The following is a 19,417-nucleotide window of genomic DNA, read 5'->3' as shown; positions in this document are numbered from 1 at the left end:
AGCTTCGCTCTGATCGGTCTCGGCCGTCTAGCGGAGGTGCCGGGTCAGGCTCAGCAGATTCTGGCGAGATAGCCGCCGAGCGGTGCCAGGTCGGGCGGATAGGATTGGCTGTACCCCCGGCCACAACGCTTCGGAGAACTATGTCTGAAATCACGAACGAGCAGGTCGCGCACCTGGCCAATCTGGCGCGTATCGCCTTGACTCCCGACGAGATCGAGAAGCTTACGGGCGAGCTCGGCGCAATCGTCGATTCGATCGCCAAGGTGTCGGAGATCGCCACGCCAGACGTGCCGGCGACCTCGCACCCCATCCCGCTGTCGAATGTGTTCCGGCCCGATGTCGTTGGCGAGACGCTGACGACCGAGCAGGCACTCGCGGGGGCCCCCGAGCACGACGAGAGCCGATTTATCGTTTCGGCAATTCTGGGAGAAGAGCAGTGACCGACCTGACCCGGCTTTCTGCCGCAGACCTGAGTTCCAAGCTCGCAGCCGGCGAGGTGTCAAGCGTTGAAGCAACGCAGGCGCACCTCGACCGCATCGCAGCAGTCGACGGAGACGTTCACGCGTTCCTTCATGTTTCGGATGCTGCCCTCTCGACCGCAGCTGCGATCGACGCCCGGCGCGCAGCAGGAGAGCCTCTGGGCGCCCTTGCCGGTGTGCCTATCGCGATCAAGGACATCCTGTGCACGACCGACATGCCAACGACGGCAGGCTCCCGCATCCTTGAGGGCTGGGTTTCGCCCTACGACGCCACCGTCGTGCGCAAGCTGCGCGAGGCAGACCTGGTGCCGCTCGGCAAGACCAACATGGACGAGTTTGCCATGGGGTCATCGACCGAGCACTCGGCCTATGGCCCCACCCGCAATCCGTGGTCGCTCGACCGCATCCCCGGTGGATCCGGTGGCGGTTCTGCGGCTGCGGTCGCCGCGTTCGAGGCACCCCTCGCCCTCGGCAGCGACACCGGTGGGTCGATTCGTCAGCCCGCCGCCGTCACCGGTTCTGTCGGCGTTAAGCCCACCTATGGCGGAGTCTCTCGCTACGGTGCGATCGCGCTTGCGTCGTCGCTCGACCAGGTCGGCCCCGTCTCGCGCACCGTTCTCGATGCCGCTCTGCTCCACGATGTGATCGGCGGTCACGACCGCCGCGATTCCACGTCGCTGCGGGACGAGTGGCCGAGCTTCGCCGAAGCTGCCCGTGCCGGCGCCCAGTCGCGCTCGCTCAAGGGTGTTCGCGTCGGCGTCGTCAAAGAGCTTGATGGCGAGGGCTTCCAGGCGGGAGTCCACACGCTGTTCCGCCAGGCTCTCGACACGATGGCCGCAGCTGGTGCCGAAATCGTTGAGGTCTCTGCCCCGAGCTTTGAGTACGCCATCGCCGCGTACTACCTGATCTTGCCCGCAGAGGCATCGAGCAACCTCGCCAAGTTCGATTCCGTTCGATTCGGCATGCGCGCCAAGATTCCTGGCGGCGGCACGGTTGAGGATGTCATGGCCGCGACCCGCGAAGCTGGCCTGGGCGACGAGGTCAAGCGCCGCATCATCCTCGGTACCTACGCGCTGAGCGCCGGCTACTACGACGCGTACTACGGAAGCGCGCAGAAGGTTCGCACGCTCATCCAGCGCGACTTCGATGCTGCCTTCACGCAGGCGGATGTTCTCGTGTCGCCCTCTGCGCCCACCACGGCGTTCAAGCTGGGCGAGAAGCTCAATGACCCGCTCGCGATGTACCTCAACGACGTCACGACGATCCCGGCGAACCTCGCGGGTGTTCCCGGTATGAGCTTGCCCATGGGTCTCGCAGCCGAGGACGGGCTCCCCGCCGGGCTGCAGATCATGGCTCCCGCTCGCGAGGATGCCCGGCTCTACACAGTGGGTGCAGCCCTCGAGGCGCTCCTCGAAGAGCAGTGGGGACACACCCTCATCAGCAGGGCGCCCGATCTGGCGCTCGGTGAAGAATTTGCAGCACAGGAGGGAGCGGTCTGATGGCCAAAGCAGAACTGATGGACTTCGACAAGGCCCTCGAGATGTTCGAGCCCGTGCTCGGCTTCGAGGTGCACGTCGAACTCAACACCAAGACCAAGATGTTCTCGGATGCCCCCAACCCGGCCGCGGCCGATGGTGGCACGGGCGAGCCCAACACGATGATCACTCCCGTGTGCCTCGGCCTTCCCGGCTCGCTGCCCGTGGTGAACGAGCAGGCGGTCAAGGATTCGATCAGCCTTGGCCTCGCTCTCGGCTGCGAGATCGCACCGTCGTCGCGGTTCGCCCGCAAGAACTACTTCTACCCCGACCTCGCCAAGAACTATCAGATCAGCCAGTACGACGAGCCGATCGCGTTCGACGGCAACGTCGAGGTTGAGCTGCCCGACGGTCGTCTCTTCGACGTGTCGATCGAGCGCGCTCACATGGAAGAGGATGCGGGCAAGCTCACGCACGTCGGCGGCGCGACCGGCCGCATCCAGGGTGCCGAGTACTCGCTCGTTGACTACAACCGTGCCGGGGTTCCCCTCGTCGAAATCGTCACCAACATCATCTACGGCGCTGAGCATGACGCACCGGTGTTGGCCAAGGCGTATGTTTCGGCTATCCGCGACATCGTGATCTCGCTCGGCATCTCTGAGGCCAAGATGGAGCGCGGCAACCTGCGCTGTGACGCCAACATTTCGCTGCGTTCGCGCGCTGCGGTAGCCGAGGCTCAGGCCGCCGGCTTGCCGTTGCCACTCGGCACTCGCACTGAGACGAAGAACGTCAACAGCCTGCGCAGCGTTGAGCGTGCCATCCGCTACGAAATCCAGCGTCAGGCGGCGATTCTCGCCAAGGGTGGAACGATCATCCAGGAGACCCGTCACTGGCACGAAGACACGGGTCAGACCTCGGCGGGTCGCCCCAAGAGCGATGCCGACGACTACCGCTACTTTCCCGAGCCCGACCTGCTTCCGGTTGAGCCGTCGAAGGAGCTCATCGCCGAACTGCGCGCAGCGCTTCCCGAGGCTCCCGCGATTCGCCGCCGCCGCCTCAAGGAGGCGTGGGGCTTCACTGACCTTGAGTTCCAGGATGTCGTGAACTCGGGTCTGCTCAACGAGGTTGAGGCCACGACAGCGGCAGGGGCATCCGCTCATGCTGCCCGCAAGTGGTGGACGGGCGAGATCGCCCGTGTCGCCAACGAGCGTGGCGTCGATGCTGCGAGCCTCGTGAGCCCGCTGCATGTCTCAGAACTTGTGGCCATGGTCGAAGACGGCGAACTCACCGACCGTCTCGCCCGTCAGGTGCTCGAGGGCGTTATCGCCGGCGAGGGATCGCCATCGCACGTGGTCAAGGAGCGCGGCCTCGCCGTGGTCTCTGACGACGGCGCGCTCATCGCGGCGATCGACGAAGCTCTGGCCTCGCAGCCGGATGTTCTTGCCAAGATCAAGGACGGCAAGGTCCAGGCCGCCGGTGCCGTGATCGGTGCCGTCATGAAGGCTATGAAGGGCCAGGCGGATGCTGCCCGCGTCCGCGAGCTGGTTCTGGAACGCGCCGCACAGTAACGCGCCATTCGATCGCAGGGCCGGCATCCGCCACCAGGGGATGCCGGCCCTGCGTCGTTGTGAAGGCTCCTGCAGAGGGTGTGCGCCCGGAGGTGCCTATTCGCTCAGAAAGGCGACGGCGGCGGTTCTGAACGCGCCGGACGAGGGGGCGCTGAAGTGGTTTCGGTCGGGAATCTCGACAAAGCGCGCGTGCGGCGCGCTCTCGGCCAGTCGACGCGACTGGTCGATGATGAGGTCGTCGGTGCCTGTGCCGAGCAGGAGGGGCTGCTCCGGTGCGTTTGTGGTGTCGGCCTGCAGACCGCCGCGCAGCCCTTCCACGAGCGAAATCAGAGATTCGAGGTCGTTGCCGGGTACCCGCGCCGCCATCATGACGAATGCTGAGGTGAGGGGGTCCTCGATCGTCCTCCCTGTCCGAACGTAATCGCGAGCCGCTTCGAGATCGAACCGAGTGAGAGGGTCTCCCTCCGGCAGCCCGCCGAGCACGGCCCGGGTGACGAGGTGGGGGAGCGTCGGCGCTGCGAGCCAGCTCACACGCGAGCCCAGGGAGTACCCCAGCAGTGAGACGTCCCCGAGCATGTAGGTGTTGAGCACCTGAGACAGGTCATCAACGAAGAGTTCCATGGTGTAGCGCTCTGGGTCGTAAGGCTTGTCGCTGTGACCATGCCCACGCTGGTCTACCGCGATGACCCGGTGGCCAGCACGGGTGAGGTCGCGGATCCATCCCGTCACCTGCCAATTGACCAGGGCCGATGCGGCGAAGCCGTGTAGCGCAACGATCGGCGGAGCGTCGGGATCGCCAAAATCGTAGGTGGCGAGTTTGAGGCCGTCCGAAGAGAGCACGAACTGGGGCTGAGGGGTGGCGTCCACGGCACCATTCCACCACCGAGCGTGAGTTTGCGCACTCAGGTTGATGCGCCTGTCGGATGCGGGGCTACTGGATGCGGGACTACTGGCGGCGGGATCGCCGGTCGAGTTCGATCGTGGTGATGGCGCCGAGGGAGGAGAGCCCGAAGCAGATCACTCCAAACCAGGCGGGAGCGAATGACGCATCACGGGCGAGCAGCCCGGCGAACAGTGCCGTCAGCAACAGCGACACGGTTGCGATCACCCACGCCGCAATCGTTCGAAGCCGATTCGGGGGAGTCACGGGAGAAGCCATGACTCTATTGTGCCGTGAGCGGGCGGCTGAGATTTCTATGCGCTCGCTGCGGGGCTGATTCTGCCGGATGTGAGCCCTCCCGATGACCCGGAGAGAGCGGCGATAACGGATTGCGCCGCCGCGGCCGAGGCTGCAGCCGAGTAGGCCGAGGCCGCCGCAGCAATGCTCACGGGGGCGCGGGCTGGCACGATTTCGTGGGGAAGCTCGGTCGCGGCGATCCACTCAAGCTGGGCCACGACGTCGGCAATATCGATGCGGTCCCGTGGCTCACGTGCCGTCATCGACGTGAGGAGGGACCGCCAGTCGTGCGAGAGCGATTCTGGTACGCGCGGGTCATTAATGAGTCGGGCCATCGCCGCGGGGATCGCGTCGCCGGGGAACACGCGCTCTCCTGTGAGGCACTCGATTAACACGAGCCCGAGCGAGTAAATGTCGCTGGGCGGGCCGACGTCTTCGCCGTTGGCCTGTTCAGGGCTCAGGTACGGTGCTGTTCCCGTTGTGGTGCCCGGCGTGAGTGACTGTGGTTTTCCGGCCAACTGAGCAATGCCAAAATCGATGAGCTTGGCACGGGTGCGCTGGTTTCGGTGGCTGTATTCGGCCAGAAGGATGTTGCCGGGTTTGATGTCGCGGTGCACCACATTGCGCTCGCCGAGGTAGCTCAGCCCCTCTGCGAGGTCGGTGCCGAGCCGGGCGACTGAGCCGGGGGAGAGCGGGCCGTGCTTGAGGTGCGATTGAAGGTTGTCTCCGCTGAGCAGTTCCATGACGAGAAAGATTGTCGGCGTCTCCGGTCGGGGCACGTAGACCCCGGCATCGAGAACGGTCACGAGGCTCGGATGATTGAGCGCAGCCAGGGTGCGAATCTCCGCCTCCTGGCGGTCAGCGTCTGCCTGATCGACCGCTGCGGCGCGAAAGATCTTAATGGCGACCTCTCGGTCGAGAAACTGATCGTGACCACGATGGACGGCGGCCATCCCACCCCGGCCGATCAGTGTTCCTAGCCTGTAGCGGCCGCCCAGCAAGCTGGGTTCCGCAATCCCCGCTGTCTCTCCCATAACGGAAGATTAGCCCCAAAACGGGGGGTGTCTAGTGTTGCGACACCGATATGTAATACACCGTTCTGTCTACGGTGTAACCACCCAGCGTTATGGGGCAAAGTCAAGGGAATTTATCGTGAATTCGCGGAGTTACAAGTCAATGTATACGCATGAATCTACGTCTCGACCAGAAAGCCCATGATGACCTCTTCACTCGAACTCGAACTCGGCCTCGACACGTTCGGCGATGTGATGGCCGACGCCGACGGCGCTGTGCTCAGCCAGGCCCAGAGCATCCGCAACATCGTTGACCAGGCAGTGCTCGCCGACCAGGTAGGGGTCGACTTCATTGGGGTAGGGGAGCATCACCGATCCGACTTTGCCGTCTCGGCCCCCGAGGTCGTGCTCGCCGGGATCGCCACTCGCACCGAGCGCATCCGTCTAGGCTCTGCGGTCACGGTTCTCAGCTCCGACGACCCCGTGAGAGTCTTCGAGCGTTTCTCCACCGTCGATGCGCTTTCGCATGGCCGTGCCGAGGTCATAATCGGTCGCGGTTCGTTCACCGAGTCATTTCCGCTGTTCGGGTTCGACATGAACGACTACCAGCAACTCTTCGAAGAGAAAATCGATCTGTTCTCCGCACTCATCACCAACGAGCCCGTCACCTGGTCGGGCAAACTGCGGGCGGGGCTCACCGATCAGAGCGTGTTCCCGCGCATTGAGAGCGGCACGCTCAAGACCTGGGTTGGCGTGGGCGGCAGCCCGGAGTCCGTCGTTCGGGCCGCCCACTACGGACTGCCACTGATGCTCGCCATCATCGGCGGGGACCCGTTGCGCTTTGCCCCCTACGCCGAGCTCTACAAGCGTGCACTTGCCCAATTCGGCCGCGAGGAATTGCCCATCGGCGCCCACTCGCCCGGTCACATTGCTGCGACGGATGCAGAGGCGGCCGAAGAACTTTGGCCGCACTTTAGGGCCAACCGCGACAGCATCGGCAAGGATCGCGGCTGGCCCCCCATCACCCGCGCGGAATACGAGCACGAGATCGCAGAAGGTGCGCTCTTTGTGGGTTCCCCCGAGACGGTTGCCGCGAAGATCGTTCGGGCGGCCAAGGGCCTGGGGCTCTCTCGCTTCGACCTCAAGTATGCGAACGGCACGATGCCGCACGAGCAGCTGATGAGCTCGATCGAACTGTATGGTCGCCAGGTGATTCCGCTGGTGCGGCAGCAGCTAGCCGAGGAACCGCCGATAGCGCTCTAGGTCTGGCGCCAGCGGCTAATGCTGCTGCATGCTGAGGGATGATGACCGACGACGATGTGGTTGCAGCGCTCAGGGCGGCTGGCTGCGTGTTCGCAGAAGACGAAGCGGCGCTCCTGCGGGAGTCGGCGGATTCCGACGCCGACCTCGAACGGATGCTGCGGCTGCGCGTCGGGGGGCTACCGCTCGAGCGGATTCTCGGGTGGGCAGAGTTCCGCGGTCTGCGCATCGCCGTGGCGCCCGCAGTTTTTGTGCCGCGCCGTCGCACGGAATGGCTCGCCGAGCGTGCGATCGCTCTTTCGGGAGACGGGGGCACCGTGCTTGATCTGTGCTGTGGATCAGGAGCCATCGCGGCGTCGATAGCGGCGCAAGTGCCGGGGGCCGATGTCTACGCGTCAGACATCGACCCCGTCGCCGTCGCCGTAGCGCGGCAGAACGTCGGGGTGGCTGACCGAGTGTTCGAGGGCGATCTCTTTGACGCGCTTCCGGCCTTTCTCCGCGGCAGGGTGAATGTGCTTGTCGCCAATGCGCCGTATGTGCCGACCGACGAAGTGCGATACATGCCGACGGAGGCCCGAGACTACGAGGCCATCGCTGCACTCGACGGAGGGGTCGATGGTCTTGATGTGCAGCGCAGAGTGGTGGCAGGAGCATCCGAATGGCTCACCGAGTCGGGCTGGCTTCTTATCGAGACGAGCGAGCGACAGGCTCCTCTGACGGCAGGCGCGTTTGCCGCGGCAGGGTTCACCTGCGCGATCGAACGGGACGAATCGTGCGACGCGACGATCGTGGTCGGGCGGCACCAGAGCAGGGCGTAGCGCCAGCACGGTTGGCTCAGTACGATGCTCGCGCCAGTTGCTCCGACGCCTCGATAACGCAGAATCGGTTGCCGTCAGGGTCTTCGAGCACCACGTAGTCCGCGCCGTCTTCGTAATCCCACGCGACCCGCTGCGCCCCGAGATTGACGAGTCGGGCGACCTCGGCCGATTGGTTGTCGGCGTAGAGATCGAGGTGATGGCGGCGCCGCATGCTGGCAGCAGACGACACAAGACTCAGAGCGAGCTGCGGCCCAGCGCCGTCGTGAGGGGCCAGAATCACCCAGTCGTCATCGGGCTCATCCCTCGGGCCGTAGCCGAGGGCGTTCGACCAGAATTCGATGCCGCGCTCAAGGTCGCGCACACCCCACACAATTGAACCGATCGTGAGCATGTCGCACAGTATGCGACACAAAGCTGGAGAACGAGAACGCTACTTTTCGCCGTTCTCCCGCAGCCGGAGGCGCCGGGACAGGCCGTCTTCGTTCAGTTCGACGATGTTTCCGCGCGACTTCACGAAGTCGGTGAAGTTCTTGTACCCGAGCGCCGATTCCTGAAACGACGGGTCCATCCGCAGCATCTGGTTCTTGACCCCCGAGCTTCCCAGCCATTCGGCGTCATTCTTGGCGTGGCCGAGTCGCAGCGCGCGCACGAGCAGGGCAGAAGCCGCCTGCTGGGCCGCCTGCATTGCTCGCTTGCTGGGTGCAGCAGCGCGAGCATCTGCGGGTTCTGCCGATTTTCTGCTTGCGCGGTGGCTGCCCTTTTTGCCGGCTTCGGCCGCGGAATCGCCGCCGTCGGTAGTGCCACCGGCGGCATTCTCGCCCGTCTCGGGCACCTGCTCGACCTCTACCGATGGGGCATCCTCAGCGATGCCGGGGAGTCCGTCGTAATCGGCGAACTCATCGCATGCTGCCGCAAGAAACTTGCTGGTCGACCCGGCGACTCCGATGCCGACGACGTAACGCCCGAGTCGTGCCGCCCGCTGAGCGAGGGGGATGTAGTCGCTGTCGCCAGCGACGATCACTACGTGGGTGAGGTCGGGCAGGCGAAACAGGTCTTCGACCACGTCGACCGCGAGCCGGATGTCGGCACCGTTCTTCATCGAACGCACGGCGGGGAAGAGCTGAACGAGATCGACGGCGCGCTCCATGAGCTGGCCGCGGTAGCTGGAGTTCACCTCGATGGACCAGTCGGCATACGCCCGGCTGATCACGATCGAGCCGAACGACGACGCATAGTCGAGAACCGCACCGATGTCGACGGTCGCCCGGTCGAGTCGGGATGCGAGATCGCGGTCGTCACGCACGCTATCGGCGGTGATGGATCGGATGTGTTCTTTGAGAAAGTGACCGCGGCCATAGATCTGATCGAAGCGGCTGATGACGATGTTGTCGAAATCGATGTAGACGGCAACGCGGCCCTCTGTGGGTTCGGCCATTTCTGCTGGCTCTTCTCTGCTCGGCGGCTCGTGCGATTACAGTCTGCGGTGTCGGCGGGGCGCGGGGCAATGTGAGAAAGCCTTGGTGCGCGATGGGCTGGTCAACTCCCAGGCAAACGCCCTGGCGCGGGTTCCCTGGCCGAGTATGGTCAGGGAATGTCGAACATCGTAGAAACCCTTTCGGAACGTATGACCTCGTCCGTCGGAACCCGGCTCAGCTATGGCGACAAGGTGACCATCGGTGGTGTCGAGGCTGTGCCCGTTGCGCTCGTGAGCTTTGGCTTCGGCGGCGGAGCGGGAGACATGCAGCGCGAAGGCGAGCAGGATGCTGGTTCAGGTACGGGCGGTGGCGGAGGCGGCATGAGTGTGCCTGTCGGCATCTATGTTCCTGGCCCACGCGGCCCTCGATTCGTGCCGAATCTCATTGCTCTGCTCACGGTTAGCATCCCCCTCGCGTGCATCGCGGGGTACTCGCTTCCCAAGATCGTGCGCGCTCTCAAGAAGTAGCCTCACCCTCGATCGTCAAGGCAGATGAGAAATCGCGGGTGCGGGTGGCGCGGCGGCCAGCCGGGGGTACCGTGGTTGGCACACGCGACGGCACCGTGGCCTGCGAACCCCGACGCGAGCCAGCCGCCGCACACTCGTAATCGTCTCGCACCCCCCGAGGCGCTGCGACGACCCGCGCCCGAACGCGCGTCGGCCTCCTGCGACACCGACAACGGTGAGGTGTTCCCTGATTGATCGGCGATGCCTCAGCCGTTCCCTTGAGGAGACGACATGAGTGATCCTGCCCGCCCCAACGACGTTGCCGGCATCAACGTCCGCACCGACACCTCCGCTCCCACCATCGTTTTGGTTCATGGTGCCTTCGCTGATTCGTCTAGCTGGGCAGCGGTCATCTCCCGTTTGCATTCCCAGGGTTATGCGACCTTGGCCGTGGCCAATCCGCTGCGAGGTCTCACGAGCGACTCCGACTACACCCGGTCGGTGCTCGCAACGATCGCCGGGCCGGTGGTTCTTGTCGGGCACTCGTACGGTGGCGCGGTCATCACCAATGCCGCGGTGGGCAACCCCCGTGTCGACGCCCTCGTCTATCTCAGCGCGTTCGCCCTCGACGACGGGGAATCTGTTGTGGGAGCCCTCGCGCTCGGCGGGCGCAGCGAGCTCCCGGACCACCTCATCGTGAGATCGGTGCCCGGCGAGGTGGAGGCGGAGGCCTACATCGACCCTGTGCACTTTCACCGGTTGTTTGCGCAAGATCTCGCGCTGGATCACGCGGCGTGGCTGGCCTCTGCCCAAAGGCCCGCATCGCTCGCCACCCTCGGCACACCGTCGGGGCAGGCGGCCTGGAGGAGCATCCCGAGCTGGTACCTCCTCGCCTCGCGCGACAACATCATTCCGGCCGCCGCACAGCATGCGATGGCGCGTCGAGCCGGGGCGACCACGGTGGAGATCAACAGTTCGCACGCTGTGATGCTGAGTCACCCGGAGAGAGTGGCCGAAATCGTGATGGCGGCAGCGGATGCGGTGAGCCAGTCGGCGATCGACGACGAGCGGGCAGGGTAGAGAGCAACGCTCGGGGTTCTCCCTGAGTATTTCGCTTTCGATCTCGGGGTCTCACCCGATTCCCTCGGGCCGCATCGCTCCCTAGGCTCAAGACGTGATCACTTCATTGCCATCTTCCGCCCGCATCCTCGCCGTTGTCGCTGCCGCGGCGCTCACCCTTACGGCGGCGTCAGGATGCGCCCTGTTCCCGCGTTCCACGTTCAGCGACGACGCATCCATCGAGGACAGGGTGGATGCGGTGGTCATCGACAGCGACTCGGGCGCAGTGTCGATTACCGGTGTTGAGGGGCTCGACGTGATCACGATCAACCGCGTGATCAAGCACTATGGCAACCCTCCGGGATCGACAGTGACGGTCGACAACGGCACACTGCTACTCGAGGGCTGCGGCTATCGCTGCGACGTGAGCTACACGATCGAAGTACCTGCGGGTATCCCCGTCAGTGGCGGCACCGAGAACGGCCTGATCCAGCTCCAGAACCTTGGCGACATCGATGTGAGCACGAGCAACGGCCGAATCGAGCTCGTTGACATCGAGGGCGATGTGGAGGCGAGCACGAGCAACGGCCGCATCAAGGGCACGGGGCTCTCGGGCGGAGATGTCGACGTCGAGACGTCGAACGGCTCGATCGAGCTCGCCCTATCGACGCCGCAGAGCGTTCGGGCCGAGACATCGAACGGCGGCATCGACCTGACGGTTCCGCGAAGTGAATATCGCGTTGATGCCTCCACGAGCAACGGGCGCACCGACATCGGCATCACCGACGCTCCCGATGCAGACAACGAGATTGAGCTCCGCAGCAGCAACGGGTCGATTTCGGTCAAGAGCCAGCAGTAACTCTCATCGAGAGACGGCACCGATTCTCAGAGATCGGCGCTAACGTGCGGCACATGACCGACTCTCCTGTGACCCCTGAATCCACGCCCAAGACGGTGCTGGTCACGGGGGCGACGGGATACATCGGTGGCAGGCTCGTGCCGCGGCTGTTGCAGGCGGGCCATCGCGTGCGCGTTCTGGTGCGAAACCCCCTCAAGCTTGTCGATGTTCCGTGGGCAGGCAGCGTGGAGATCGTTGAGGGCGACCTGTCGGATGCCGAAGCGGTGCGGAGGGCGTGCGACGGCATCGACGTGCTCTACTACCTCGTACATGCCATGGGAACGAGGGGCGATTTCGAACGGGCGGAGCGAGCGATCGCCGAGACGGTTGCCTCCGCCGCAGCCGCCGCTGGGGTGGGCCGCATTGTTTACCTCGGGGCGCTGCATCCGCTGCGCGCAACACTGTCGCCGCACCTGCGATCGAGAACCGAGGTGGGGCGGATCCTGCTGGAATCGGGGGTTCCTACCGTCGTGCTCCAGGCGGGGGTCGTGATCGGGTCAGGCTCTGCTTCGTTCGAGATGATCAGGCACCTGACCGATGTCTTGCCCTATATGCCGGCCCCGCGGTGGGTGCGCAACCGCATCCAACCGATTGCCGTACGAGACGTGCTGTACTACCTGCTCGCGGCCGCAGATTTGCCGCCGGAGATCAATCGTGCGTATGACATCGGCGGCCCGGATGTGTTGCGCTATGGCCAGATGATGAACGGTTACGCGCTCGAAGCAGGGCTGCCGCAGCGGGCTATCGCATCGCTTCCGGTGCTCACGCCGTGGCTGGCCTCGCAGTGGGTCAACCTGGTGACTCCCATCCCTCGTAGCCTCGCCGTGCCCATCATCTCCTCCCTGCAAAACGACTGTGTCGTGCATGAGCACGACATCGATGAGGTCATCCCGCCTCCCCACGGTGGGCTCACCAGCTATCGCACGGCGGTCAGACTCGCGCTCGGCAAGATGGGTGAGAACCAGGTCGAGACGAGCTGGCAAGATGCGTCGGTGGGTGGCGCCCCCAGCGATCCTCTTCCGAGCGACCCCGACTGGGCCGGTCACACGGTCTTTGTTGATGTGAAGGAGCGCCGCACCGACGCAAGCCCAGAGCAACTCTGGAGCGTGATTGAGGGAATCGGGGGCAAGAACGGGTGGTATTCATTCCCGCTCGCGTGGGCCCTGCGGGGATGGATGGACAAACTGGTCGGGGGAGTGGGTCTTCGTCGCGGGCGCCGTGACCCGCACCGACTCCAGACGGGCGATGCACTCGACTTTTGGCGGGTCGAAAGGCTCGAGCGGGGTTCGCTGTTGCGGCTCAGGGCGGAGATGCGGGTACCGGGTCTCGCCTGGCTTGAGATGCAGGCGATGCCGGATGGCGATGGCGCGCTCTACCGGCAGCGTGCCATCTTCTTTCCCCGCGGGCTCAGCGGAAGGCTCTATTGGCTCGCGATTCTGCCGTTTCACGGCATCATCTTCAACGGAATGGCCAACCGCATTACGGCAACGGCGGCGGCCCTGCGGCGAGATGCTCTCCAGGTTTCGGCAGAGGCTCAGCCCGCCGTTTCCTAAAGAAATCCTGAGAGGCGCCCATGAAGCGCAGTGCTTCGCTCGTCGAGCCCGGTGAAGGTCACGGTGCAGCCATGCTCCGCATATTTGGTCTGCACCGAATCGAGCACGGCGACCGTTGAGGCATCCCAAATCTGGGCTGCGCTGAAGTCGACGACAACTTCTGCGGCATCGTCTGCGTACGAAAACTGCTCGACCAGGTCATTGCTGCTGCCGAAGAAGAGCGGACCGCTGACGGTGTAGCGCACCCGGCCGTCGACCTCGGTGCGGCTCACTCGCGCGACATGCGCCACACGGCGGGCGAAAAGCACCATAGCGAGCACAGCCCCCGCGGCAACGCCGATTGCGAGGTTGCTCGTCACAACAACAATGGCCACGGTCGTGAGCATGACGAGCGTCTCGGAGAGCGGCATCCTGCGCAGCGTTGACGGCCGCACGCTGTGCCAGTCAACGGTACGAATGGCCACGATCATCATCACGGCGGCCAGAGCGACCATAGGGATGAGCTCCATCACGTCGCTGAGCACGGTGACGAGCAGAAGCAAAAACACCCCCGCCACAAACGTAGAGATGCGCGTTCTCGCCCGGCCCAGCTTGACGTTGACCACGGTCTGGCCGATCATGGCGCATCCCGCAATGCCGCCGAAGAAGCCCGCGAGAATGTTGGCGATTCCGAGCGCCCACGATTCGCGACCCTTATTCGAGCGCGTGTCGGTGATGTCATCGACAAGCTTTGCCGTGAGAAGGGTCTCCATGAGACCGACGAAGGCCACGCTCAGAGCGGTCGGCCAGATGATGCTCAACGTTTCAAGGTTGAGAGGCACGAGAAGAGGAGTGATGCCGGGAAGGCCGCCTCCGATCGCGCCCTGATCCGCCACGGTCGGCAGGTTCAGATGTGCGATCGCGGTGATTATCGTGGCAACCACGATCGCCACGAGCGGCGCGGGAACCGCCGTCGTAAATCGCGGCAGAATGAGCACGATTGCCACGGTGAGCGCGAACAGTGGGTACACGAGCCACGGCACCCCCAGCAGATGGGGAACCTGGGCGACAAAGATCAGGATGCCGAGCGCATTAACGAACCCGATCATCACCGAGCGGGGAATGAATCGCATGATGCGGGCGAGCCCTGTAACCCCGAACAACACCTGGATGAGGCCAGCCAGCACCACAGCGGGGAGCAGATATTCGACTCCGTGCTCCTTGACCAGGGGAGCGACCACCAGTGCGACTGCTCCGGCGGCCGCGGTGATCATGGCGGGTCTGCCGCCGAGAAACGACATCGAGATCGCCAGAACCACCGACGCGATGAGGCTCACCTTGGGGTCGACACCGGCGATCACCGAGAACGAAATGACCTCGGGGATGAGCGCGAGTGTCGTGACGACCCCTGCGAGCACCTCCACGGTGAGAGCCCGCGGGCTGCGGAGTGCGGCGAGAACGGTGGGTGCGGTGGTCACTCAACCAACTCTATGGGCGCACCAGCACCTTAGTTGCGCGCCGCTCGTCCATGGCCGCATAGGCTTCTGCGATCTCGGAGAGCGGTACCTCAAGGTCAAAAACGAGGCCGGGGTTGATGGCGCCGCTGAGCACCTCGGGCAGCAACTCTTCTACGTATCCGCGCACGGGAGCTACACCGCCGTTGACGCCGACATTCGTGTTGAACAGTCGCCGGATGGGCAGCTCGGGGCCTCCGTTGGGAACTCCGACGTACCCGACCATTCCGCCGGGCCGGGCTGAGCGGATGGCCTGGTCCATCGACTCCTTCGTGCCAACGCATTCGAGCACAAAGTCGGGGCCAATGCCGTCGAACATCTCCTTGAGTCGGGCCACACCCTCGTCGCCCCGCTCGGCCACAATGTCGGTTGCGCCGAACTCGCGCGCGATCGCGGCGCGCACATCGTTGCGCGACATTGCGACGATTCGGGATGCTCCCAAACGGTTAGCTGCGAGCACGGCGCAGAGACCGACGGCGCCATCGCCCACGACGGCAACGGTGCTGCCGGCAGTGACCCCGGCCGAAACGGCGGCGTGGTGGCCGGTTCCCATGACATCGGCGAGCGTGAGAAGGCTCGGGATGAGGTCGTCGGTTGGCATCTCGGGGGTCGCCACGAGCGTGCCATCGGCGAGGGGAACCCGAACGCGATCGCCCTGAGCCCCATCAACGAAGTCGCCATTGCGGTCGACGGCGCCCCACCATCCGCCAGTGAGGCACGACGTGCTCACGCCGTTCGCACAGTTCACGCAGGTGTTGTCGCAAAAGTAGAACGGGGCGATGACAAAGTCGCCGGGGCTAACCGTGGAGACAGCGGAGCCGACCTGCTCGACGATGCCCACGAATTCGTGCCCGATTCTGTGGGGCTCAGTGGTCGGCGTCACGCCGCGATAGGGCCACAGGTCAGAGCCGCAGACACATGCTGCGACAACCCTCACCACCGCATCGGTGTCTGCAACCAGCTGGGGTTCGGGGGCTTCTTCGAGGCGAACATCCCGTTCGCCATGGATAACCGTTGCACGCATGCAGAGAAGTCTAGGCAGCCAGGCTCCCGCCCGCGGCATACCTGCGGTCTGCGTAGCCGAGATCGAGGCAACCGAATACGATGAGGTCACACGACGGGAGGGGAACGGTGACCACGCTCAAGCGGAATCTCATCATGGCGCTTACCCTGTCGTTTCTCGTGGTTGCCTGCGCACAGGTCGAGCCCTCTGCGCTCATCGTCCCGTCTGCGCTCATCGTCGCCGCTGTCGCCGCGGTGGCCATCACCGCCCTGCTCGGTTCGCGACAGGCGGCCCTTGCCCTGGTCGGGCACGAGATCACGATCGGCAACCGGGCCAGAGAGCATCGGGATGCTCTGAGTGTTACCCCTTCACCGCAGCACCCCGACACGGCGGGACGCACCCGCTCGCGTGCCCCGGCGCGGCAGCTCCCGGCCGCATAGCGCACCGAACAGCCCTCCGCGCCCCTAGACGGGCGTCGTCGTTGTCGATGCCGCGCGGCCATATGGCCCCAGCATCCGTCGACCAGAGGACACCTTTCTCATGGATTTTTACTCGTTTGGCCCTATTGCCGCCGTGCTCGACGCGGCTTATACCCTCGTCACTGCCCTTGTGGGTTTTCTTGACCCTGTGGCCGGAGCGCTCGCCGCAGCCCTAGCCATAGCGCTCGTAACGGTCGGGGTGAGGGGCGCCCTTGTGCCCTTTGGCGCGGCACTCGTGCGGTCGGAATACACCCGCAGACGAATCGCCCCGCGTCTCGTGGCGCTACAACTCAAGTACAAGAACAAGCCGGAGCTGCTGACTCAGAAGACCATGGAGCTTTACCGGGAAGAGAAGGCATCACCGTTGGCCGGTATCGCGCCCGCGCTGCTTCAGGCGCCGGTTCTCTCCATTGTCTACGGTCTGTTCATTCTCACCGAGATCAACGGTCATGAGAATGCGCTTCTCGGCGCAGATCTCTGGGGTGCCCGGCTGGGTGACTCCCTGTTTGCCGCGCTCGGCGCAGGTGCGGGCCCGTCCGTGATCGTCGTGTATCTGGTGGTGCTCGCTGTGATCTCTGCCACCTCGTGGTTCACCCGCATGACCGGGCTCGCGTTCGCCGCGTCGGCGCCGCGGTTCGAGGGGGCGCCGGATGTGCCGCCAGCGATGGTGCGCACGATGGGAGCGATGAGCTGGCTGCCGTTCATCACCGTCGTTTTTGCGGCCGTGGTGCCCTTGGCGGCGGCGCTTTACCTCGCGGTCAGCACAGCTTGGACCCTCGCGGGGCGCACGATTCTGCGCAGGGTGTTCGCTCCGCGGTAATGGCCTCACAAGAGCTTCTCGCCCCGTTCGAGCATCTCGACGAACTTGGCGGAGCGTGCGATGCGCGTCTCCGGCCGTTTCGCCCCGCTCACGCGAAAGATCACGCCCCATCGGTTCTGGGCGTTGAGAGCCTCAAACGCGGCGGCAGCGGCCGGAGAAGCATCGAGAGCAGCCTGAAGCTCGTCGGGAACGGGCGCGTTTGCTGTGCGGTAGGCGGCAGCCCAGCGGCCGTTCGCCTTGGCGGCCTCGACCTGGGCGATACCGGCCGGTCGCATCCTGCCCTCTTCTGTGAGTCGCGCGACATGTTCCTGATTGCGCTGAGACCAGATGCTGCGGGCACGGCGCGGAGTGAACGACTGAAGTACGAAATCCTCGTCGAGGGAGTTGAGCTGACCGTCGATCCAGCCAAAACAGAGGGCGACATCCAGGGCCTCTGAATAGCGAAAGCCGGGCTTCGTGGACGCCTTCTTGCGCATTTGCAGACGAACACCGGGAGAGGTTTCACCGTGCTCCTCGAGCCACGCCTGCCACTCCTCTGCCGTGGCGAGATAGAGGATCGGTTTGTCGTTGTGCGCGATCACCATTCCACGGTAACGCGAGCTGCTGACATCGGCAGCGGGTACCGTTGAATTCCGCACGTTGAAGGAGCACCATGGCCGATGCCAACACCCCAGAACTCACTCCAGAAGAGCACGACTTTCTCGAGTCGGTGTTTGAGATGGCGCGCACGGGGGCTATAGAGCAGCTGGCGCCGCTGCTCGATGCGGGAATCCCGGTCGACCTCACCAACTCACGGGGGGACACCCTTCTCATCCTTGCCGCGTATCACCAGCATCCGCAAACGGTTGAAGCGCTTATCGAGCGAGGAGCCGACGTCAACCGCATCAACGACATGGAGCAGACAGCAATGTCGTGCGCCGTGTTCAGAAATAACTCCGAGATCGTCACCACGCTGCTCGCGGCAGGAGCAGACCCCGACCTCGGCGGTCATACAGCGCAGGCGATAGCCCGCCAGTTCGGCCTCTCCGAGATGGAGGAGCTGCTGCGCTCCCATGCGTTGCCGGGCAACGACTCGAACGGCGGCGCCGAATGACGTCTCTCGCAGACGCGGCCCTGGTAGCCAGGCTGCGCTCCGATCTCGAGGCATGCCAGTTTTCGGTTGAGTCGCTGACCGAACTCTGGGGGGAACAGGCGGATGCCGCCCTCTTTCGCGGCCAGCGGGTTCCGGCGCTGCGCGCAATCGAGACAGTCGACAGCCCCCTGGCCACCCTAGCCAGGGCGTTCATCCTCGGCCTTCCGGTCACGATTCCCGATTTCACCGCAGCAATGCCTGCGGTGGGCATTGACGGAGCGGTCGCCCTGGGCCTCGTTGACTACGCAGGGTCATCAGACGACGCGCAGTGGGTCGTGCCGCGGCTCGATCTGCGCCCCTATAGCTTCATCGATTCACACGGCGCTGGCGAGTTCTTTATCGCGAGCGATCTGGGGGAACTCGCGCTCGGCCATGCCATTCCTGAGCACCATGTGCTCGGAGTCGGCGGAGCGTCGATGACCCTGAGCGGTCTCATGGTGGGCGACCCCGTCGGCACCGTTCTCGACCTGGGCACAGGATGCGGCATCCAGGCATTGCACGCGGCCCGGCACGCGCAGCACATCATCGCTACCGACATCTCTGAGCGCGCGCTTGAGCTTGCCGCGCTCAACGCAGAGCTCAACGGAGTGCGGAGCATCGAGTTTCGCCTCGGAAGCCTGTTCGAGCCGGTCTCGGGCGAATCGGTCGACCAGGTGGTGTCGAACCCGCCATTCGTGATCACTCCCCGCACCGAGGGAGTGCCCGCCTATGAGTATCGGGATGGCGGCATGGTGGGCGATGCCCTCGTCGCCTCGGTGATTCGCGGCACGGCTTCTCATCTTCGGCCGGGAGGGACCGCCCAGATGCTCGGCAACTGGGAATACACGCAGACCGCCGATGCCTTCGACCGCATCGCCGAATGGCTCGAGGCAACAGGTCTCGACGCGTGGGTTATCGAGCGCGAGGTTCAGTCGGTCGAGCAGTACGCAGAGACCTGGATTCGGGATGGCGGCACCCGCTCTGGCACGCCGGAGTTCGATGAGCTCTACCGGGCATGGCTCGATGACTTTGAGGAGCGCGGGGTCACTCGCGTTGGCTTTGGCTACATCGCTCTTCGCAAGCCAGTCTCGGGGAGCCCGTCGCTTCTCCGTCTCGAGCGCCTCGACGGGCCTCTCGGCTCAAGCGCCCTCGGCGCCACAATCGCCGCGTCCTTCGCTGCCAACGATTGGCTTGTCGCTGTCGGCGACGCAATTGCGGATGCTCGTCTCACCGTCTCTGGCGATGTCACAGAAGAGCGGCACTACTGAAGTCGGAGGCCAAGCGGTCTTA

At 64.6% G+C, this 19,417-nt stretch carries 21 protein-coding genes; 13 read left to right on the top strand and 8 right to left on the bottom strand.

Going from position 1 to position 19,417, the window contains the following annotated elements; all coding sequences use genetic code 11:
- Positions 1-140 precede the first annotated feature (140 nt).
- The 3 genes from gatC to gatB are packed head-to-tail and all read left to right on the top strand — an operon-like array spanning position 141 to position 3,522.
- Positions 141-440 (top strand): Asp-tRNA(Asn)/Glu-tRNA(Gln) amidotransferase subunit GatC, encoded by a 300-nt coding sequence (gatC, locus tag AC062T_RS05280; RefSeq protein ID WP_108997019.1) that lies wholly within the window; start codon positions 141-143, stop codon positions 438-440.
- Positions 437-1,978 (top strand): Asp-tRNA(Asn)/Glu-tRNA(Gln) amidotransferase subunit GatA, encoded by a 1,542-nt coding sequence (gene gatA / locus AC062T_RS05275; protein WP_476028059.1) that lies wholly within the window; start codon positions 437-439, stop codon positions 1,976-1,978. Before gatC ends, gatA begins: the two co-directional genes overlap by 4 nt.
- Positions 1,978-3,522, top strand: a complete 1,545-nt coding sequence (gene gatB / locus AC062T_RS05270; protein ID WP_476028057.1) for an Asp-tRNA(Asn)/Glu-tRNA(Gln) amidotransferase subunit GatB — start codon at positions 1,978-1,980, stop codon at positions 3,520-3,522. The genes gatA and gatB overlap by 1 nt, the downstream gene beginning before the upstream one ends.
- 96 nt (positions 3,523-3,618) lie before the next feature.
- Here gatB and AC062T_RS05265 read toward each other — a convergent pair whose 3' ends face one another.
- From AC062T_RS05265 to AC062T_RS05255, 3 genes are all read right to left on the bottom strand, one after another.
- A complete protein-coding gene (locus tag AC062T_RS05265) occupies positions 3,619-4,389 on the bottom strand; it encodes an alpha/beta fold hydrolase (protein ID WP_476028055.1) in 771 nt (256 codons plus the stop codon).
- Between the two features lie 79 nt (positions 4,390-4,468).
- Positions 4,469-4,681 carry a hypothetical protein gene (locus AC062T_RS05260; protein ID WP_476028053.1) on the bottom strand — a complete coding sequence of 71 codons (213 nt, stop codon included), beginning with the start codon at positions 4,679-4,681 and terminating at the stop codon, positions 4,469-4,471.
- Between the two features lie 35 nt (positions 4,682-4,716).
- Positions 4,717-5,733 (bottom strand): serine/threonine-protein kinase, encoded by a 1,017-nt coding sequence (locus tag AC062T_RS05255; RefSeq protein ID WP_476028051.1) that lies wholly within the window; start codon positions 5,731-5,733, stop codon positions 4,717-4,719.
- A gap of 183 nt (positions 5,734-5,916) precedes the next feature.
- Between AC062T_RS05255 and AC062T_RS05250 the strand changes: the two genes are divergently transcribed.
- A complete protein-coding gene (locus tag AC062T_RS05250) occupies positions 5,917-6,975 on the top strand; it encodes an LLM class flavin-dependent oxidoreductase (protein ID WP_476028049.1) in 1,059 nt (352 codons plus the stop codon).
- Positions 6,976-7,016: 41 nt separating this feature from the next.
- A complete protein-coding gene (locus AC062T_RS05245; RefSeq protein ID WP_476028047.1) occupies positions 7,017-7,790 on the top strand; it encodes a putative protein N(5)-glutamine methyltransferase in 774 nt (257 codons plus the stop codon).
- 16 nt (positions 7,791-7,806) lie between these two features.
- On the opposite strand, the gene AC062T_RS05240 is transcribed toward AC062T_RS05245, so the two are convergent.
- Both AC062T_RS05240 and AC062T_RS05235 read right to left on the bottom strand, forming a co-directional pair.
- Complete coding sequence (locus AC062T_RS05240; protein ID WP_476028045.1) at positions 7,807-8,181, bottom strand: VOC family protein; 375 nt, start codon at positions 8,179-8,181, stop codon at positions 7,807-7,809.
- 39 nt (positions 8,182-8,220) lie between these two features.
- Positions 8,221-9,225, bottom strand: a complete 1,005-nt coding sequence (locus AC062T_RS05235; RefSeq protein ID WP_476028043.1) for an NYN domain-containing protein — start codon at positions 9,223-9,225, stop codon at positions 8,221-8,223.
- Between the two features lie 156 nt (positions 9,226-9,381).
- Between AC062T_RS05235 and AC062T_RS05230 the strand changes: the two genes are divergently transcribed.
- The 4 genes from AC062T_RS05230 (at position 9,382) to AC062T_RS05215 (ending at position 13,221) form a co-directional block, all read left to right on the top strand.
- Positions 9,382-9,732, top strand: coding sequence for a spore germination protein GerW family protein (locus AC062T_RS05230; protein ID WP_476028041.1), 351 nt, complete (start codon positions 9,382-9,384; stop codon positions 9,730-9,732).
- A gap of 270 nt (positions 9,733-10,002) precedes the next feature.
- Positions 10,003-10,791, top strand: coding sequence for an alpha/beta fold hydrolase (locus tag AC062T_RS05225; RefSeq protein ID WP_476028039.1), 789 nt, complete (start codon positions 10,003-10,005; stop codon positions 10,789-10,791).
- A 94-nt stretch (positions 10,792-10,885) separates the two neighbouring features.
- Entirely contained in the window at positions 10,886-11,629 is a 744-nt protein-coding gene (locus AC062T_RS05220; RefSeq protein ID WP_476028037.1) for a DUF4097 family beta strand repeat-containing protein, read from the top strand.
- A 53-nt stretch (positions 11,630-11,682) separates the two neighbouring features.
- The gene (locus AC062T_RS05215) at positions 11,683-13,221 is read left to right on the top strand and encodes an SDR family oxidoreductase (protein ID WP_476028035.1); all 1,539 of its coding nucleotides are present in this window, start codon (positions 11,683-11,685) and stop codon (positions 13,219-13,221) included.
- On the opposite strand, the gene AC062T_RS05210 is transcribed toward AC062T_RS05215, so the two are convergent.
- Positions 13,218-14,678, bottom strand: a complete 1,461-nt coding sequence (locus AC062T_RS05210; protein ID WP_476028033.1) for a SulP family inorganic anion transporter — start codon at positions 14,676-14,678, stop codon at positions 13,218-13,220. The genes AC062T_RS05215 and AC062T_RS05210 overlap by 4 nt on opposite strands.
- A gap of 10 nt (positions 14,679-14,688) precedes the next feature.
- The gene (locus tag AC062T_RS05205; protein ID WP_476028031.1) at positions 14,689-15,738 is read right to left on the bottom strand and encodes a zinc-dependent alcohol dehydrogenase family protein; all 1,050 of its coding nucleotides are present in this window, start codon (positions 15,736-15,738) and stop codon (positions 14,689-14,691) included.
- Positions 15,739-15,845: 107 nt separating this feature from the next.
- Between AC062T_RS05205 and AC062T_RS05200 the strand changes: the two genes are divergently transcribed.
- Positions 15,846-16,157, top strand: coding sequence for a hypothetical protein (locus AC062T_RS05200; RefSeq protein WP_476028029.1), 312 nt, complete (start codon positions 15,846-15,848; stop codon positions 16,155-16,157).
- A 100-nt stretch (positions 16,158-16,257) separates the two neighbouring features.
- The gene (gene yidC / locus AC062T_RS05195) at positions 16,258-17,016 is read left to right on the top strand and encodes a membrane protein insertase YidC (protein WP_476028027.1); all 759 of its coding nucleotides are present in this window, start codon (positions 16,258-16,260) and stop codon (positions 17,014-17,016) included.
- A gap of 5 nt (positions 17,017-17,021) precedes the next feature.
- Here yidC and AC062T_RS05190 read toward each other — a convergent pair whose 3' ends face one another.
- The gene (locus AC062T_RS05190) at positions 17,022-17,600 is read right to left on the bottom strand and encodes a YdeI/OmpD-associated family protein (protein WP_476028061.1); all 579 of its coding nucleotides are present in this window, start codon (positions 17,598-17,600) and stop codon (positions 17,022-17,024) included.
- A 68-nt stretch (positions 17,601-17,668) separates the two neighbouring features.
- On the opposite strand from AC062T_RS05190, the gene AC062T_RS05185 reads away from it, so the two are divergent.
- Positions 17,669-18,109, top strand: coding sequence for an ankyrin repeat domain-containing protein (locus AC062T_RS05185; RefSeq protein ID WP_476028025.1), 441 nt, complete (start codon positions 17,669-17,671; stop codon positions 18,107-18,109).
- Positions 18,106-19,395 carry a DUF7059 domain-containing protein gene (locus AC062T_RS05180; protein ID WP_476028023.1) on the top strand — a complete coding sequence of 430 codons (1,290 nt, stop codon included), beginning with the start codon at positions 18,106-18,108 and terminating at the stop codon, positions 19,393-19,395. The genes AC062T_RS05185 and AC062T_RS05180 overlap by 4 nt, the downstream gene beginning before the upstream one ends.
- Positions 19,396-19,417: the final 22 nt, after the last annotated feature.

Source organism: Homoserinimonas sp. (assembly GCF_056262345.1).
The sequence above is the reverse complement of the archived record's forward strand: the minus strand, read 5'-3'. Positions and strand labels throughout refer to the sequence as shown.

Bases quoted from the DNA above. Each gene is read 5' to 3' on its own strand.
- gatC (WP_108997019.1), top strand. From the start codon at position 141: ATGTCTGAAATCACGAACGAGCAGGTCGCGCACCTGGCCAATCTGGCG.
- gatB (WP_476028057.1), top strand. From the start codon at position 1,978: ATGGCCAAAGCAGAACTGATGGACTTCGACAAGGCCCTCGAGATGTTC.
- AC062T_RS05260 (WP_476028053.1), bottom strand. From the start codon at position 4,681: ATGGCTTCTCCCGTGACTCCCCCGAATCGGCTTCGAACGATTGCGGCG.
- AC062T_RS05255 (WP_476028051.1), bottom strand. From the start codon at position 5,733: ATGGGAGAGACAGCGGGGATTGCGGAACCCAGCTTGCTGGGCGGCCGC.
- AC062T_RS05250 (WP_476028049.1), top strand. From the start codon at position 5,917: ATGACCTCTTCACTCGAACTCGAACTCGGCCTCGACACGTTCGGCGAT.
- AC062T_RS05245 (WP_476028047.1), top strand. From the start codon at position 7,017: ATGACCGACGACGATGTGGTTGCAGCGCTCAGGGCGGCTGGCTGCGTG.
- AC062T_RS05240 (WP_476028045.1), bottom strand. From the start codon at position 8,181: ATGCTCACGATCGGTTCAATTGTGTGGGGTGTGCGCGACCTTGAGCGC.
- AC062T_RS05235 (WP_476028043.1), bottom strand. From the start codon at position 9,225: ATGGCCGAACCCACAGAGGGCCGCGTTGCCGTCTACATCGATTTCGAC.
- AC062T_RS05230 (WP_476028041.1), top strand. From the start codon at position 9,382: ATGTCGAACATCGTAGAAACCCTTTCGGAACGTATGACCTCGTCCGTC.
- AC062T_RS05225 (WP_476028039.1), top strand. From the start codon at position 10,003: ATGAGTGATCCTGCCCGCCCCAACGACGTTGCCGGCATCAACGTCCGC.
- AC062T_RS05215 (WP_476028035.1), top strand. From the start codon at position 11,683: ATGACCGACTCTCCTGTGACCCCTGAATCCACGCCCAAGACGGTGCTG.
- AC062T_RS05205 (WP_476028031.1), bottom strand. From the start codon at position 15,738: ATGCGTGCAACGGTTATCCATGGCGAACGGGATGTTCGCCTCGAAGAA.
- yidC (WP_476028027.1), top strand. From the start codon at position 16,258: ATGGATTTTTACTCGTTTGGCCCTATTGCCGCCGTGCTCGACGCGGCT.
- AC062T_RS05190 (WP_476028061.1), bottom strand. From the start codon at position 17,600: ATGGTGATCGCGCACAACGACAAACCGATCCTCTATCTCGCCACGGCA.
- AC062T_RS05185 (WP_476028025.1), top strand. From the start codon at position 17,669: ATGGCCGATGCCAACACCCCAGAACTCACTCCAGAAGAGCACGACTTT.
- AC062T_RS05180 (WP_476028023.1), top strand. From the start codon at position 18,106: ATGACGTCTCTCGCAGACGCGGCCCTGGTAGCCAGGCTGCGCTCCGAT.